The sequence below is a fragment of the Kushneria sp. AK178 genome, assembly GCF_053903105.1.
This window is the reverse complement of the sequence record NZ_CP096381.1, coordinates 2573123-2587733: the sequence shown is the minus strand read 5'-3', so window position 1 is coordinate 2587733 and position 14611 is coordinate 2573123. Positions and strand designations below refer to the sequence as shown.

The following is a 14611-nucleotide window of genomic DNA, read 5'->3' as shown; positions in this document are numbered from 1 at the left end:
GCCATGACGCAGGCCGTGGTACCGGCCAGCGAGTATCTGCCCGAGCGGCTCTATCTGCTGCCGGTGCACAATCGCCCCTTTTTTCCGGCCCAGGTTCAGCCGCTGGTGCTCAACCGCAAGCGCTGGAGCGATACGCTCGAGCAGGTCGGTAACACGTCGCATCACATCGTGGGGCTGGCCTTTATCGGCGATACCGGTTCGGACCCGTCGCCGGAGACATTTCCGGTCCATGGCACCGCCGTGCGCGTGCATCGCGCGGAAAACAACGACGAGCAGCTGCAGTTCATCGCTCAGGGGCTGCGTCGTTTCAAGATTACCCGCTGGCTCTCCCAGGAGCCGCCCTATCTGGTCGAGGTCCACTACCCGAAAGAGCCGGTCGAGAAGGAAAACGACGAAACCCGCGCCTATGCGATGGCCATCATCAATGGCATCAAGGAGCTCTTGCCCATCAACCCGCTCTACGGGGAGGAGCTCAAGCACTATCTCAACCGCTTCAGCCCCAACGAGCCCGGGCCGCTGACCGACTTTGCCGCCGCCATCACCTCGGCGCGCGGCCCCGAGCTTCAGTCGGTGCTGGAGACCCTGCCGGTGCTGGAGCGCATGCAGGTGGTGCTGCCGCTTTTGCGCAAGGAGATCGAGGTTGCCCAGCTGCAAAGCGAAATCTCCGAGCAGGTCAACGCGCAGATGCAGGAGCGCCAGCGCGAGTTCTTCCTGCGCGAGCAGCTCAAGGTCATCCAGAAGGAGCTGGGCATCTCCAAGGATGACCGGGAAAACGACGTGGATACCTTCCGCGAGCGTCTGGAAGGCAAGGTCGTGCCGGAGCATGTTCAGGCCCGCATCGATGACGAGCTGGGCAAGCTGTCCGTGCTGGAGACCGGCTCGCCTGAATACGGCACCACGCGCAACTATCTCGACTGGCTAACGGCACTGCCCTGGGGCATCACCTCCGAGGATCAGCTCGACCTGCCCCATGCGCGCCACGTGCTGGATCGCGATCACGATGGTCTGCAGGACGTCAAGAATCGCATCATCGAGTTTCTCGCCGAAGGCGCCTTCAAGGGGGATGTCGGCGGCTCGATCCTTTTGCTGGTCGGCCCGCCCGGGGTGGGCAAGACCTCGGTCGGCCGCTCGATTGCCGAAGCACTGGGGCGCAAATTCTATCGCTTCTCGGTGGGCGGCATGCGCGACGAGGCGGAGATCAAGGGCCATCGTCGGACCTACATCGGCGCCATGCCCGGCAAGCTGGTGCAGGCCATGAAAGAGGTCGATGTCGAAAATCCGGTTATCATGCTTGATGAGATCGACAAGCTGGGCCAGTCCTTTCAGGGTGATCCGGCCTCGGCGCTGCTGGAAGTGCTCGACCCGGAGCAGAACGTCGATTTCCTTGATCACTACCTCGACGTGCGCATGGACCTCTCCAAGGTGCTGTTCGTCTGTACGGCCAACCAGCTCGATACGATCCCGGGGCCGCTCATTGACCGCATGGAGCAGATCCGGCTGGCCGGCTACATCGCCGAGGAGAAGGTGGCGATCGCCAAGCATCACCTCTGGCCGAGGCTGCTGGAACGCGATCGCATCCCCAAAAAGCGCATCAACCTGACCGATGCCGCCCTCAAGCACGTCATCGAGGGCTATGCGCGGGAGTCCGGCGTGCGCCAGCTGGAAAAGCAGCTGCACCGGATCGTGCGCAAGGCGGCCGTCAAACTGCTCGAGGAGGAGCTGGAAACGGTCAAGGTGTCGGTCAATAACCTGGAAGAGTTTCTGGGCGCGCCGATTTTCCGCAAGGAGAAGGTGCTCAAGGGCGTGGGCGTGGTCACCGGCCTTGCCTGGACGGCGATGGGCGGGGCGACCCTGCCCATCGAGGCCACCCGGGTGCACGGGCTGCAGCGTGGCATCAAGCTGACCGGCAAGCTGGGGGACGTCATGCAGGAGTCCGCCAACCTGGCCTACAGCTTCGTGCTGGGTCATCTGCAGGAGTATGGCGCGCAGCCGGGCTACTTCGATCAGGCCTTCATCCACCTGCACGTGCCGGAAGGCGCCACGCCCAAGGACGGCCCGTCAGCGGGGGTGACCATGACCACTGCGCTGCTGTCACTGGCCCGCGGGCAGGACATCAATCGGCCGCTGGCGATGACCGGGGAGATCACGCTGACCGGGCAGGTGCTGCCGGTTGGCGGCATCCGTGAAAAGGTGATTGCCGCGCGGCGCAGTGCCATTTTCGAGCTGATCCTGCCGCAGGCCAATCAGCGCGACTTTGATGAGCTGCCGGACTATCTCAAGGAGGGCATGACGGTGAACTTTGCCCGCACCTATCAGGATGTGGCCAAGGTCGTGTTTGACTGACGAGTCCTTTGAAAGCAAAAGCCGCCCTGATCGGGCGGCTTTTTTATATCGCCGGTGCGTTTCAGCCCTGGCTGTCGTTATGGGCCAGCGCTTCAAACAGACGGGCCATGGCCTCGGCGCCCGGATCAACCACACCGTCAAGCGCCTGCTCGGGCACCAGCGAGGCGCGCCCGGCGCCGGCCTTGCGCATACCGGCGGTTTCATCTGCGCCCGAGCGTGCCGAGCGCGCTGCCGCCTCGAAATTTTTGCCGTCGGCCAGCGTCTCGATGGCGGGCATCAGCGCATCCAGCATGGTGCGATCGCCCTGCTGCGCGCCGCCGTAGTGCTGCATGCGCTCGACGCCGGCCTGCAGCGCCTTCGGCCAATCGGCGTCTTTTTCCAGCTGCTGCGCGGCACTGGTCATCAGAATCGATAGCAGCACGCCGCTGGAGCCGCCCATGGCGGTGGCAAACAGATGACCCAGTTCGCTGGCCAGACGGGCATCGTCACCGGTGGAGAGCTGCCCCTCATCCAGCGCCTTCAAAACGGCGCGGGCGCCTGCAGCGAAGGTGGCGCCGGCGTCACCATCACCGACTTTTGAATCGAGCTCATCCAGCGCCTTCTCACTGTCGCGCAGGGTGGTGGCAAGCCGTTGGATCAGGCGGGCCTGCGTCTCGTCCTTGTGACCTTCACCCGCTGGTGGACGCTGGCTGAAGCGCGGCGAGAAGGTGTCGATATCGTGCACGGCCTGCGGGGTCGGCCAGGCCGGCAGGGGAACCGGCGCGTTCAGCGCCTCAAGCGTGGCCTCGTTCGCCGGCGCCAGCGTGATGGAAAAGCCGTGCATGTCCAGCGAGGTCATCAGCGCGGCCGGCCCCAGCATCAGCGCCACGTTGTCACGGCCGAGCTGCTCAAGACAGGCGCGCTTGAGAATCTGCATCTCCTGCGGCGCACAGCCGCCCAGATTATTGAGCAGCACCACCCAGGGGCCATCGTCGGGTCGACCCAGCGCCTCGAGCACCTGTGTGACAGCGTCATCGGCACTGTCAGGCGTAACCTGGCGAACGCCGGGCTCGTTGTGGATGCCCAGTCCCAGCTCGGGTGACTTTCGCGAGGCGGCTTCCTGGCCGGGCAGGGTGGCGCTTGAAAGGGCCATGCCCATGGAGCGTACGCGCGTTGCCATGTCATCGGCCGCCTGATGGACCGTTTCAAGATCATCACCGCGGCTGGCGCAGTAGCCGGCCATTTTGTGAACCAGCAGGGTACCGGCCAGCCCGCGCGGCTGGGGCGCATCCGGCAGGGCCACATCGTCGGCCACGATCACCGTTGCCACCCGGAAACCTTCTTCCCGGGCGCGCTCGGCGGCCAGGCCGAAATTGAGCCGGTCGCCGGTGTAGTTCTTGATGATCAACAGACAGCCCGCCTCACCGCAGCAGGCGCGGATGCCGGCCAGAATGGCTTCCACGCCCGGCGAGGCGAAAACGTCGCCGGCCACGGCCGCCGTGAGCATGCCTTTGCCCACGAACCCGGCGTGCGCCGGCTCATGCCCCGAGCCGCCGCCCGAGATGACGGCGACCTGCTGGCGGCCGTTGCGGTCCGGGTGCCAGTCCGAGCGCATGACGATGCGCGCATCGCGATGATCGGAGAGGGTGACGGCGGCTGACATGGCCAGCCCTTCCAGCAGTTCGTTGACCAGATTGTCCGGCTGATTGTAAAAGTGGTGCATAAAAGGCTCCTTTGAGAGGGCGCTTTCAGCGTAGAGCGTTCCGGATGGCAACAGGAAGGCGTTATGTCACTCGGGGCTCAGGAGGCTTTCATCGACTGTGGTCCGCGCGGGGCCGGCCACTCGATCGGCCCCTGGTCGGTTCTGGGGTCGAGCCGGCCGGGGCGTGTTTCAGGGCGACAGCCTTCAAGCGCCCGTGCGAGCCGATCCAGCGCCGCCTGTCCGGTCGTGCCTGCCGTGACGCTTTCCCACCACTGGCGATGTACGGCACGCACGGTGACCGGAATGGCGGGTAGACCCAGGCGCTGCGCCATGGCCAGACGATGCAGCCCGCGGTTGACCTTGAGCAGACGGCCGTCACGGGTGACGACCACGCCCAGCGTATCCTTGCCCCTGTTGGTGTCGAAGCCATGTTGTGCCATGTCATCCAGAAAGCGCAGATAAATGCCAAGGTAGGTCAGAATCTTCTCTTCGCTATCGAGCAGAATGCCTTCATGCGCCGAGACCCACGGGGTGCCTGCCTTCAGGTCCGCGGCGTGCTCCTGAAAGCGCCGGGTCCGGGTGAGATCGTCACGGTGCACGTCCAGATCGGTGATGAATCTGTAGCGAGAGCCGTGACGCAGATCACCGCGGCTTTCATCCCAGTCGCCATCCCAGATAAAGGCCGATGTTGACGGTCGCACGCCACCGACGCCCTTGAAGTTGATGTCGCGAATCATCTCCCGGGGGTTGATGTGCACGACCAGCCGGTCTCCCAGGCGTTTCTCGATGGAGCGCCGGGGCAGTCCCGCCTTTTCCAGACGGGCACCGCCGGGCTGTCCTTTCAGCCAGCGCTGAAACCAGGACTCCTCAAGCGGTACCCCCACGCGCTGCTGAAACGAGGCCTTGAGCCACTCCTGGCAGCGAACGCGGCGAATCGACCAGCGAAGGGCGGGGCTGCCCAGATCGGTAAACGCCTTGTCATCGCAAGGGGCAGAGGCGTTTTGGGAAGACCTTGAAAACATGAACCAGACCGGTGGCTTATATTAAAAAGCGCTGTCAATCGCGAGAGCAAAGCTTACCAGGCTCGCCCACAGCGGGCAGTGCCGATATGGTCATTCGCAGCGCTCGTCTTCATGTCGTAGGCAGCTCGAGAAACTGCTGCATGATGCGGGTATCACGGTATCGTTCGACGAGCTCCGGATCCCTTTCCAGCACTGGTGGGTGCCTGAGCCCTTCGCGAATGCCTTCGGCCAGGCCATCGATGGTATTGTCGACGATCAGACGACGCTGATCGTTGATCAGGACATTGCGAATACCGCCGGGGGCATCCACGGCCACGCAGGGCGTGCCGCAGATCATGCTCTCTGCCAGTACGATGCCAAAGGCCTCGCTCATGGAGCTCAGGACAAAAAGGCGGGCATGCTTCATCCAGGGGTAGGGGTTGGTGCGGCTGCCGATGACATGCACCCGATCACGCACGCCCTGCTCATCGATGAGCTGCTCGACGCTCTCCCGCATCGGGCCGTCGCCCACGATGACCAGATCCTCCTCGATACCCGACTTCAGGTAGGCGCGAATCAGAAAGTCCTGACGCTTGACCCTGGAGAGTCGACAGACCTGCACCACGTAGGGGCGGGTGGGCAGATCATCCGGGCTCTCATCGGCCATGGTGCGGATGGCTTCTATATCGCAGGGGTTGCCGATCGTGGCCCAGTGCGAGGGCGATATATCGTAATGCCCGAGCTGTTGCTTTAGCTGTTCGCGAACATTGGGTGTATTGCAGACCACGCGCTTGCCGTCATAAAGGCGCCGCAGATAGATCCCCTTGAGCCGGCCGCCGTAGTCGCCCGGCCAGGACACGGTGACCTGCCAGAAGCGTGGGTCCTGCCAGGACCAGACCGTTTCAAAGGCCCCCTGGCCGCGCGCGATGATACGATCGACCGGCCCGTAATCGCGTTCCAGCCGCTGGACGAACTGCCTCAGGTAGCGCCCGCCGTAGTAGCCCCGCCAGATCACCCCGGAACCGGGCAGCAGCGGCTTGAGCAGGGTACGGGTGACCAGATCATACGCAAGCCCTGTACCGGTGCGGCGAAAGGCCTTGTCAAAATCCACGTAATGCAGGGTGACCCCGGGGTCCGGCAGCAGTTCGTCACCGCCCTTGAGCACCAGTACATGCACCTTGTGACCGGCTCTATGGAGGACGTTGGCAAGGTTGATGGTGACGCGCTGGATGCCACCGATATTAAGTTTGCGAACGATTAGTAAAACACGCTGTGTCATGGAGTCGAGCCAACGGATTCAAGAATGTAGTCAGTACCAGATGGCGTCATGTTACCCGCTCATGAGGCCAGAAGCCTCGTCATGAGCTCCGGATGGTGTCTCAGACAGTTATCAAATTTCTGATTATTGCCGTCGCCTTTTACGTTTTCCTTGTGCAACGGCTGATGGTGAGCGGCCCGGGTCGGCAGAAAATTGACATTATAGGGATTGACACGAAAACAGCGCGTCCCCTGCTTCAGAGAGGCCATCTTGAACCAGATATCATCGGCATTGGGCGCCAGCGTCTGAAAGGCTGCAGGGTCAACGGCCATGGGGGCCAGCGAGCCCGGTGGATAGAGTATACCGCCGTTGCCGGTCGGCATGAGATTGAAAAGAGGTCGATCGACCGGCACCTGGACGCCTGTACGGGAAGCCTGATAGCAGATATGACCCGACCCGGGGCTGGACTCCCTGAGAAGATGACCACGGTGGCAGATAATACAGTCGGGATACTGCCTTGAGCCTTCCAGCAGGCGTGCGAGCCAGTCGCGTGGATAGATCACATCGTCATCGGCGGTCACGATGGTGGCGTCAGGGTGTGCCTTGAGGGCATGAACGAGCTTGTCATAGGAGCGATAATCCTCGGCGGTAGTAATGACCCTGACGCCGCGCTCGACCTGTCGCTGCAACGTGGCAGGCAGTTTCCCGAGAGCCGTCATATCCTGCTCGGAGATATACAAATGGACTTCAAAGCCGCTGATTTGCTGCCGGAGAATGGATTCGATGGTCAGATAAACATCGCGTATCCGGGGCAGATGTGTCGTCAACGACACGATCAGACGGCCGTCACCGCTGGCGTGTTGCTGTCTGCGAGCAAGATTCAGGCCATGCAGATAGCTTGAAAGAAGCCATGACTTTAACTTGCGCTGCTGCCTGGTGTAGTAGGAAGCCATCCTTTCCCGTCCGCTGCGGTAAAATACCCTGAAAGGGTACGATATCAATCCTGTCTTGCCCTGTTGTCAAAAAACGGGGCTACGAAGTGCTACGCCGTGTTCTACAGGCGATGAAATTCTTTATCCAGCCTTTACCTTGTTTTGTACATAACTTTGACAGCAAGCATTTTGTGCCCTAACTTTACGGGTACTTACCCGGTAGCGCCCTGTTCGGTCTGCCGCGACTGCTTCTCCTGCTCCGGAGAACAGACTGCAATACCAGTTGATGCTTATTGCAGCAAGTATGTGTGTACCTGATGGCAGGCCATGCTCGTGCCCGGCTGTCAGGGCAAGAATCAGAATCCTGGAGGAAGTATTCATGAAGAAAGTTATCGCCACCATGTTTTGCGCCGCCTTTGTCTTCCCTGCCATGTCGGCCATGGCGTCGACAGAAGCAACACAGAACAGTGCCGGCAGTGACGGTCAGGAAATGACCGGCGCGGCAGCCAACGAGTCCTCGACCACGATGGACAACAGTGCCACCAGCACTGATACCACGCCGACCGGCCAGGGTGGCAACGGTGGTTCCGCCCAGATGAACGACATGGACGGCATGAGCGAATCCAGCAGCAGCTCGATGGATACCATGGGCGCTCAGAATGCCGATGAGACCATGACGGGCCGGCAGGGACACTCCGCGCAGATGGAGTCCACCGAGCCGATGGAATCCGGTGATCAGACCGAGCACGGTGCAAGCCCGTCCAGTAACTGATCCCCATACGCCTCAAGCGTAATGCCCTGAAGAACCCGGCAGCCAGCGCTGCCGGGTTCTTTGCTGTCAGGCCCTGTCGCCGGTGACCGACAAGTCGGTGCCGGCTACCAGAACATGGGATCGGGCCTTTCCTGTCGCTCACGAAGCCGTTCTCTGGCAATGAACAGTGCCGCAATGGCGCGCCCTTCGTGAAAATCGCCCCGCGCCAACAGGGCGCCAATGTCCTCGATGGCATGTTTTTCAACCACCAGAGGCTCGGGTTCATCACCCGGCAGACGCTCTTCATAAAGCTGGGTCGCCATGACCACGTGAATGCGGTGAGTCATGTAATTGGGCGCCAGCGTCAGTTCGGTCAGCGGTTCGATGACGTGGGCACCATAGCCGCACTCTTCACGAAGCTCGCGATTGGCTGCTGTAATGATGTCCTCCCCCGGATCCACGACGCCCTTGGGCAGGGTCAGGGCATAGTCCTCGATACCCACCGCGTACTCCTGAATCAACAGGACGTGATCGGGGTCGGGCATGGCCACCACCATGACGGCACCGGCCCCGTGCCCGTTGCTGACCAGACGCTCGAAGGTACGCTGCTCACCGTTGGAAAATTCCAGTTCCAGCGCTTCGATGGCAAAAAGCCGGCTTCGGGCGATGCTGCGCCGCCGTCCGATTTCGGGCTTTCCAGTTGGGGACATGTCTTTACCTCCGGAGGCTTCAAAAACGAAAGCGGCGGGTTCGGCGCGACCTCGATGCCGTGCTGCACAGATTATCGCATTGTGGTGTCGGCGGCATCCGTGTGTTGCTGCAATGACGGGGGCTTGAGAGCACGGCTTTCGCCCCCATATCAGCATCAGAACACGGTGTGGAGACATGGCATGAGCGAACAGGTTCGACTCGATAAATGGCTCTGGGCCGCCCGGTTTTTCAAGACGCGCGGGCTGGCACAGAAGGCCATTGACGGTGGCAAGGTTCACTACAATGGCGCGCGCACCAAGGTCAGCAAGATCGTGGAGTCCGGGGCGCTGCTGTCGTTGCCTCAAGGGTGGGACCGCATCGAGGTAGAGGTGGTCGATGTCAGCGACAAGCGTCGCGGGGCACCCGAGGCCCGGGCGCTCTATCGTGAAACGTCGGCCAGTATCGAGCGGCGCACCCGCGAAGCCGAGATCCGCCGAATGGACAAGAGTGTGCAGCCCCCGAAAGGGCGCCCGGATCGCCGGGCCCGCCGTGATATCCAGAACTTTCAGCGTCACGAGTACGACGACTCGTGACCCGTAGACCGGGCGTTGCTCCTCGCGCCCTCATCCTGTCTGCCGCGCCCAGCACCCAATTCTTCCTATCGAGCGATTCATGGATCACATTCAACGCTTTATCTTTGACGACACCAATGTTCGCGGCGAACTGGTCAAGGCCGATGACACCTGCCGGGAGATCATCAACCGCCACGGCTATCCCGAGGTGGTCAACCGTCAGCTCAGCGAGATGCTGGCGGCCGTGGCGCTTTTGACGGCCACCATCAAACTGGATGGCGTACTGACCCTTGAGGTCAAGGGAAACGGCCCGGTCAGCCTGTTGATGGCAGAGTCCAACCCGGGCCATGACGAGGGCGGCCAGCGTCTGCGGGCCATTGCTCGTCTTGATGATAATCAGCCGTTGCCGGAAGAAGGTGCCTCGCTTCAGGCGCTGATGGGGGATGGGCATATCGTCATGACGCTGGACCCGCACGAGGGGCAGCGCTATCAGGGCATCGTGGCGCTGGAGGCAGAGACGCTGGCGCAGTGCCTCGAGAACTATTTCGAGCGCTCCGAGCAGCTGCCCAGCCGTTTGTGGCTCTCCGCCTCGAAAACCCATGCCGCCGGGCTGATGCTGCAGACCCTGCCCGGCGATGACGCGCTCAAGGATACGGACGCGTGGCCGCGACTCAACATGCTGGCCGACACTCTCAAGTCCGAGGAGCTACTGGAGCTGCCGGCCCGCGATATCCTGGTGCGTCTGTTCCATGAAGAGCAGATTCGGGTGTTCGAGCCGAACCCGATCGGCTTTGGCTGCACCTGCTCGCGGGAGCGTTTTGCCAGTGCGCTGCATCAGCTGGGCGCCGACGAGCTGCGCTCGGTGGTGGAAGAGCAGGGCGAGCTGAACACGACCTGCCATTTCTGCAATACGGACTACACCTTCAGCGCGGCCGATATCGAAGCGCTGATCGAGTCACCCGATGCCCCTTCTCCCACGCTGCATTGATCGATGGTCATCCCGGACCGGCACGCTGTGCCCTTTCGTTGCATTCTGCCGTGATGCATTTTTCGCCTGAAGGGATCCGGTCATAATACGCTTTTCCATTCGGCGAGCCCTGCCTCGCGCAGCGCTCGCCGGGACAGCCTCATGACGCGAGAGGCAGTGACCAGGCGCCCATCCGCTGAAAGAGAGAGCAGCCCATGCCCGGCAGAGACGTGACAATGACCGTGAGCCCCCCCCGTATCAATGCCAGTGCCGCCGAGCTGGTGGAACATGCCATTGCGCGTGGTGAGGCAAGGCTGGCGGCCAACGGGGCGCTGGTGGCGGAAACCGGGCATCGCACCGGCCGCTCGCCCAATGATCACTATATTGTCGACGAGCCCTCCACCAGCCACGAAATCGACTGGGGCAGCGTCAATCGGCCCTTTTCCGTCGAGGACTTTGATGCTCTCTGGGAGCGGGTCGAGGAGTTTCTGGCCGACGACAGGGGGTCCTTCGAGACCGAGCTGCACGTCGGCGCAGACCCCGAGCACTACCTGCCGATCCGGGTCATGGCCCAGTATGCCTGGCACAGTCTTGTAGCCCGCCACCTCTTTGTGCGCCCACAGCCGTTCAATCCGCGCGACAAGCGTGAATGGCAGATCCTGAGTGCGCCGACGTTTGTCTGTCAGCCCGAGCGGGACCGGACCGGCTCCGATGGCGCGGTCATCATCAACTTTGCGCGGCGCCGGGTGCTGATCGCCGGCATGCACTACGCCGGCGAGATGAAAAGGGCGATGTTCACGGTGCAGAATTTCCTGCTGCCGGAAAAGGACGTGCTGCCCATGCACTGCAGCGCCAACGCCGGCGATAACGGCGAGACCACGCTCTTTTTCGGCCTGTCCGGTACCGGCAAGACCACGCTTGCCGTTGACCCGTCGCGCTATCTGATCGGTGATGACGAGCATGGCTGGGGCGAGGGGAGCGTGTTCAATCTCGAGGGTGGCTGCTACGCCAGGGCCATCGATCTGAGCGACAAAAGCGAGCCCATTATCCATCGGGCCGTTCGCTTTCCGGCGGTGCTTGAAAACGTGGTGCTCGATGACGATCGGGCGCCCGTCTACGACGACGCTTCGTTGACGCAGAATACCCGGGCCGCCTATCCACTGGAGCACATCGACAGGCGTGTGACAGACCAGCGCGCCGGCGAGCCCGAGGCCATCGTCTTTCTGACCTGTGACATGAGCGGTGTGCTGCCGCCGGTCTCGATTCTGTCGCGCGAGGCGGCCGCCTATCATTTTCTCTCCGGTTATACCGCGCGGCTCAAATCGGCCGGGATCGACGACGATAGTGCGATGGAAGCGACCTTCTCGACCTGCTTCGGGGCGCCGTTTTTTCCGCGCCCGGCGCATGAGTATGCCGAGCTTCTGCTCAAGCGCCTCGAGGCCTTCGATTCCCGGGTCTATCTGGTCAATACGGGCTGGACCGGCGGCGCCTCCGGGCAGGGCGGGAAGCGTTTCAGCGTTGCCACCACCCGGGCCATCATCAGTGCCATCCAGAGTGGCGAGCTGAAGGACGTCGACACGGTGACGATTCCCGGGCTCAATCTGTCGATACCGGTGGCCGTTACGGGGGTGGAGGCGGCGCTGCTGGACCCGCGCCAGTGCTGGCAGGACGGGGCCGATTTTGAAGCACAGGCGCGTCGTTTGATTCAGCAGTTCATCGACAACTTCAGTCGCTTTGAGAGCGTGGATGCCGCCATCACCCGCGCCGGGCCGAGCCTGATCGGGGCGTAACCGCGGTGTTGTCCCGTCGATGCATGGTTTGTGATACCCTGGCGCCCTGTTTGAAAGGGAAGGCGTTTTCATGACACAGATTTCTTCAATGGCAGAGCGCCTGGCAGCCGAGCTTGGTGAAGTTGCCGGTGCGTCTGCCGTTGCTCCTGCCCGGATCGAGGCCACCATCGCCCTGCTGGATGAGGGTGCCACCGTGCCGTTCATCTCGCGCTACCGCAAGGAGGTGACCGGCGGGCTGGATGACAGCCAGCTGCGCCTGCTGGAGAGTCGCCTGCGCTATCTGCGCGAACTCGATGAGCGCCGCGCCACGGTACTGGCCTCGATCGAGGAGCAGGGCAAGCTCGACGAGACGCTGCGTGCCAGCATTGTGGCGGCTGACACCAAGCAGCGGCTGGAAGACCTTTATCTGCCCTATCGCAAAAAGCGTCGCACCAAGGCACAGATTGCCCGCGAGGCGGGGCTCGAGCCGCTGGCCGAGGCGCTTTTGAACGACCCTTCCCTGGTGCCCGAGCAGCTGGCGGCCGAGTACTTCAACGACGAGCACGGCATTACGGATGCCCGCACTGCACTCGATGGCGCCAGACAGATTCTGATGGAGCGTTTTGCCGAGTCGCCGGCACTGGTCGGTCGGCTGCGCGATCGCCTGTGGCAGGAGGCGGAGCTGGTCTCGACGGTGCTGGCCGGTCAGGAGAGCAGCGGGGCCAAGTTTTCCGACTATTTCGATCATCGTGAAAAACTCGCCAAAACGCCTTCGCACCGGGCGCTGGCCATGTTTCGCGGCCGTCAGGAGGGCGTGCTGGGACTGGCCCTCAGGCTGCCCGATGAAGACGAGGCGAGCGTGCATCCATGTGAGGTCGAGGTTGCTCGCGAGTTCGGCATCAGCGATCACGCGCGTCCGGCCGATCGCTGGCTGAAGGAAGTCGTGCGCTGGACCTGGCGGGTCAAGCTCTATACGCATCTGGAAACCGAACTGCTGGGGCAACTGCGGGAACAGGCCGAGGCTACAGCCATCAGCGTCTTTGCCGATAATCTGAAGGACCTGCTGCTGGCCGCGCCGGCCGGGGCCCGTGCGACGCTCGGGCTCGATCCGGGGCTTCGTACCGGGGTCAAGGTGGCCGTGGTGGATGCCACCGGCAAGGTGATGGATCACACGGCCATCTATCCCCATGCGCCGCGAAACCAGTGGGCAGCGTCACTGGAGACGCTGACAGCACTGTGCAAAAAACACGATGTCGGGCTGGTGGCCATCGGCAACGGCACGGCCAGTCGCGAAACCGACCGGCTGGCCGCGGACCTGCTGGCGCGGCTCAAGGGGCACGACATTGCGAAGGTCATGGTGAGCGAGGCGGGCGCCTCGGTGTATTCCGCCTCCGAGTTTGCTTCGCGCGAACTGCCGGAGCTGGATGTCACCATTCGCGGGGCCGTGTCGATTGCCCGTCGTCTGCAGGACCCGCTGGCAGAGCTGGTCAAGATTGACCCCAGGTCGATCGGCGTGGGGCAGTACCAGCATGATGTTTCTCAGGTGATGCTGGCGCGCTCGCTGGATGCCGTGGTGGAGGATTGCGTCAACGCCGTGGGCGTGGATCTCAATACGGCCTCTTCAGCGCTGCTGGCCCGGGTTTCCGGTCTCAACAGCACGCTGGCCGATAATATCGTTGCCTGGCGTGACAGCCATGGCGCCTTTGATAACCGTCGTCAGATCCTTGAGGTGACACGGCTGGGACCGAAGACCTTTGAGCAGTGTGCCGGCTTTCTGCGCATTACCGGCGGCAGCAACCCGCTGGACGCCTCGGCGGTTCACCCCGAGGCCTATCCGGTAGCAGAGCGGATCGCCAGTGCCAGCCGCCGCAACCTGCAGAGCCTGATCGGTGACAGCGATTTTCTGCGCAGCGTTCGCCCGGCGGACTACGCCGATGAACGTTTTGGCCTGCCGACAGTCAATGATCTGCTCAAGGAGCTGCAAAAGCCGGGGCGTGACCCGCGACCCGAGTTTCGCGCCGCGCAGTTCCAGGAAGGCGTGGAGAAGGTCAGCGATCTGGTCGCCGGCATGATACTGGAGGGCGTGATCACCAACGTGACGCACTTCGGGGCCTTTGTGGATGTTGGCGTTCATCAGGATGGTCTGGTGCATATTTCGGCGCTGTCGCATCAGTTCGTGCAGGACCCGCGCTCGGTGGTCAAGGCCGGCAATGTGGTCAGGGTCAAGGTCATGAGCGTGGACCAGGCGCGCCAGCGTATCGGGCTGTCCATGCGTCTGGATGACACGCCGGAGACCGGGCAGGGCAGCAGTACTGACAAATCCCGGCCCCGCGATCGTGACAGCTCTCGACCGCGGGGCAAGGAGAAGGAAAGGGCCGCTTCACAGGAGCCGGTTGGCGCACTGGGCGCGGCGCTTTTGAAGGCAGGGGCCGGCAGGTCGGGCGATGGCCGGCGCTGACATGATAGACTCGTTAGCATGCGCACTTTGGCGCTTGAAAGGCCCGGGTCGCGCTTCATAATGGTCGCACCATTGGCAGATATCGGCGCCTGACGGATGCAAGGTCAGCAGGGGCCGGTCGACGAAAACAGTTCCGGAGCCCGGGTCGGCAGCAGGCCGACATGTGCGCCATCAGATGACTGGCGTGCG

General features: G+C 62.6%; 11 protein-coding genes. 6 read left to right on the top strand and 5 right to left on the bottom strand.

Annotation, left to right across the window (positions count from 1 at the left end):
- The first annotated feature begins 3 nt into the window (after positions 1-3).
- Positions 4-2343, top strand: coding sequence for an endopeptidase La (gene lon, locus M1D97_RS11875; RefSeq protein ID WP_456270219.1), 2340 nt, complete (start codon positions 4-6; stop codon positions 2341-2343).
- Between the two features lie 61 nt (positions 2344-2404).
- Here the strand turns inward: lon and M1D97_RS11870 are convergent, their stop codons facing one another.
- From M1D97_RS11870 to M1D97_RS11855, 4 genes are all read right to left on the bottom strand, one after another.
- On the bottom strand, positions 2405-4045 hold the full coding sequence (locus M1D97_RS11870; protein ID WP_456267933.1) for a dihydroxyacetone kinase subunit DhaK: 1641 nt from the start codon (positions 4043-4045) through the stop codon (positions 2405-2407).
- 77 nt (positions 4046-4122) lie between these two features.
- Positions 4123-5046, bottom strand: a complete 924-nt coding sequence (locus tag M1D97_RS11865) for a hypothetical protein (protein WP_456267932.1) — start codon at positions 5044-5046, stop codon at positions 4123-4125.
- Positions 5047-5155: 109 nt separating this feature from the next.
- Positions 5156-6304, bottom strand: a complete 1149-nt coding sequence (locus M1D97_RS11860) for a glycosyltransferase (protein WP_456267931.1) — start codon at positions 6302-6304, stop codon at positions 5156-5158.
- A 59-nt stretch (positions 6305-6363) separates the two neighbouring features.
- Positions 6364-7236 (bottom strand): hypothetical protein, encoded by an 873-nt coding sequence (locus tag M1D97_RS11855; protein WP_456267930.1) that lies wholly within the window; start codon positions 7234-7236, stop codon positions 6364-6366.
- Between the two features lie 358 nt (positions 7237-7594).
- Between M1D97_RS11855 and M1D97_RS11850 the strand changes: the two genes are divergently transcribed.
- The gene (locus M1D97_RS11850; RefSeq protein ID WP_456267929.1) at positions 7595-7987 is read left to right on the top strand and encodes a hypothetical protein; all 393 of its coding nucleotides are present in this window, start codon (positions 7595-7597) and stop codon (positions 7985-7987) included.
- Between the two features lie 104 nt (positions 7988-8091).
- Here the strand turns inward: M1D97_RS11850 and nudE are convergent, their stop codons facing one another.
- The gene (gene nudE, locus M1D97_RS11845) at positions 8092-8676 is read right to left on the bottom strand and encodes an ADP compounds hydrolase NudE (protein ID WP_456267928.1); all 585 of its coding nucleotides are present in this window, start codon (positions 8674-8676) and stop codon (positions 8092-8094) included.
- Between the two features lie 180 nt (positions 8677-8856).
- Between nudE and M1D97_RS11840 the strand changes: the two genes are divergently transcribed.
- The 4 genes from M1D97_RS11840 to M1D97_RS11825 all read left to right on the top strand — a co-directional run bounded on the left by M1D97_RS11840 (position 8857) and on the right by M1D97_RS11825 (position 14422).
- A complete protein-coding gene (locus M1D97_RS11840; RefSeq protein ID WP_456267927.1) occupies positions 8857-9249 on the top strand; it encodes an RNA-binding S4 domain-containing protein in 393 nt (130 codons plus the stop codon).
- A 79-nt stretch (positions 9250-9328) separates the two neighbouring features.
- Entirely contained in the window at positions 9329-10216 is an 888-nt protein-coding gene (gene hslO, locus M1D97_RS11835) for an Hsp33 family molecular chaperone HslO (RefSeq protein ID WP_456267926.1), read from the top strand.
- A gap of 215 nt (positions 10217-10431) precedes the next feature.
- On the top strand, positions 10432-11985 hold the full coding sequence (locus M1D97_RS11830; protein ID WP_456267925.1) for a phosphoenolpyruvate carboxykinase: 1554 nt from the start codon (positions 10432-10434) through the stop codon (positions 11983-11985).
- A 70-nt stretch (positions 11986-12055) separates the two neighbouring features.
- Positions 12056-14422, top strand: a complete 2367-nt coding sequence (locus M1D97_RS11825; RefSeq protein WP_456267924.1) for a Tex family protein — start codon at positions 12056-12058, stop codon at positions 14420-14422.
- Positions 14423-14611: the final 189 nt, after the last annotated feature.

Coding starts and splice junctions, on each gene's coding strand:
- lon (WP_456270219.1), top strand. CDS start 4: ATGACGCAGGCCGTGGTACCGGCCAGCGAGTATCTGCCCGAGCGGCTC.
- M1D97_RS11870 (WP_456267933.1), bottom strand. CDS start 4,045: ATGCACCACTTTTACAATCAGCCGGACAATCTGGTCAACGAACTGCTG.
- M1D97_RS11865 (WP_456267932.1), bottom strand. CDS start 5,046: ATGTTTTCAAGGTCTTCCCAAAACGCCTCTGCCCCTTGCGATGACAAG.
- M1D97_RS11860 (WP_456267931.1), bottom strand. CDS start 6,304: ATGACACAGCGTGTTTTACTAATCGTTCGCAAACTTAATATCGGTGGC.
- M1D97_RS11855 (WP_456267930.1), bottom strand. CDS start 7,236: ATGGCTTCCTACTACACCAGGCAGCAGCGCAAGTTAAAGTCATGGCTT.
- M1D97_RS11850 (WP_456267929.1), top strand. CDS start 7,595: ATGAAGAAAGTTATCGCCACCATGTTTTGCGCCGCCTTTGTCTTCCCT.
- nudE (WP_456267928.1), bottom strand. CDS start 8,676: ATGTCCCCAACTGGAAAGCCCGAAATCGGACGGCGGCGCAGCATCGCC.
- M1D97_RS11840 (WP_456267927.1), top strand. CDS start 8,857: ATGAGCGAACAGGTTCGACTCGATAAATGGCTCTGGGCCGCCCGGTTT.
- hslO (WP_456267926.1), top strand. CDS start 9,329: ATGGATCACATTCAACGCTTTATCTTTGACGACACCAATGTTCGCGGC.
- M1D97_RS11830 (WP_456267925.1), top strand. CDS start 10,432: ATGACCGTGAGCCCCCCCCGTATCAATGCCAGTGCCGCCGAGCTGGTG.
- M1D97_RS11825 (WP_456267924.1), top strand. CDS start 12,056: ATGACACAGATTTCTTCAATGGCAGAGCGCCTGGCAGCCGAGCTTGGT.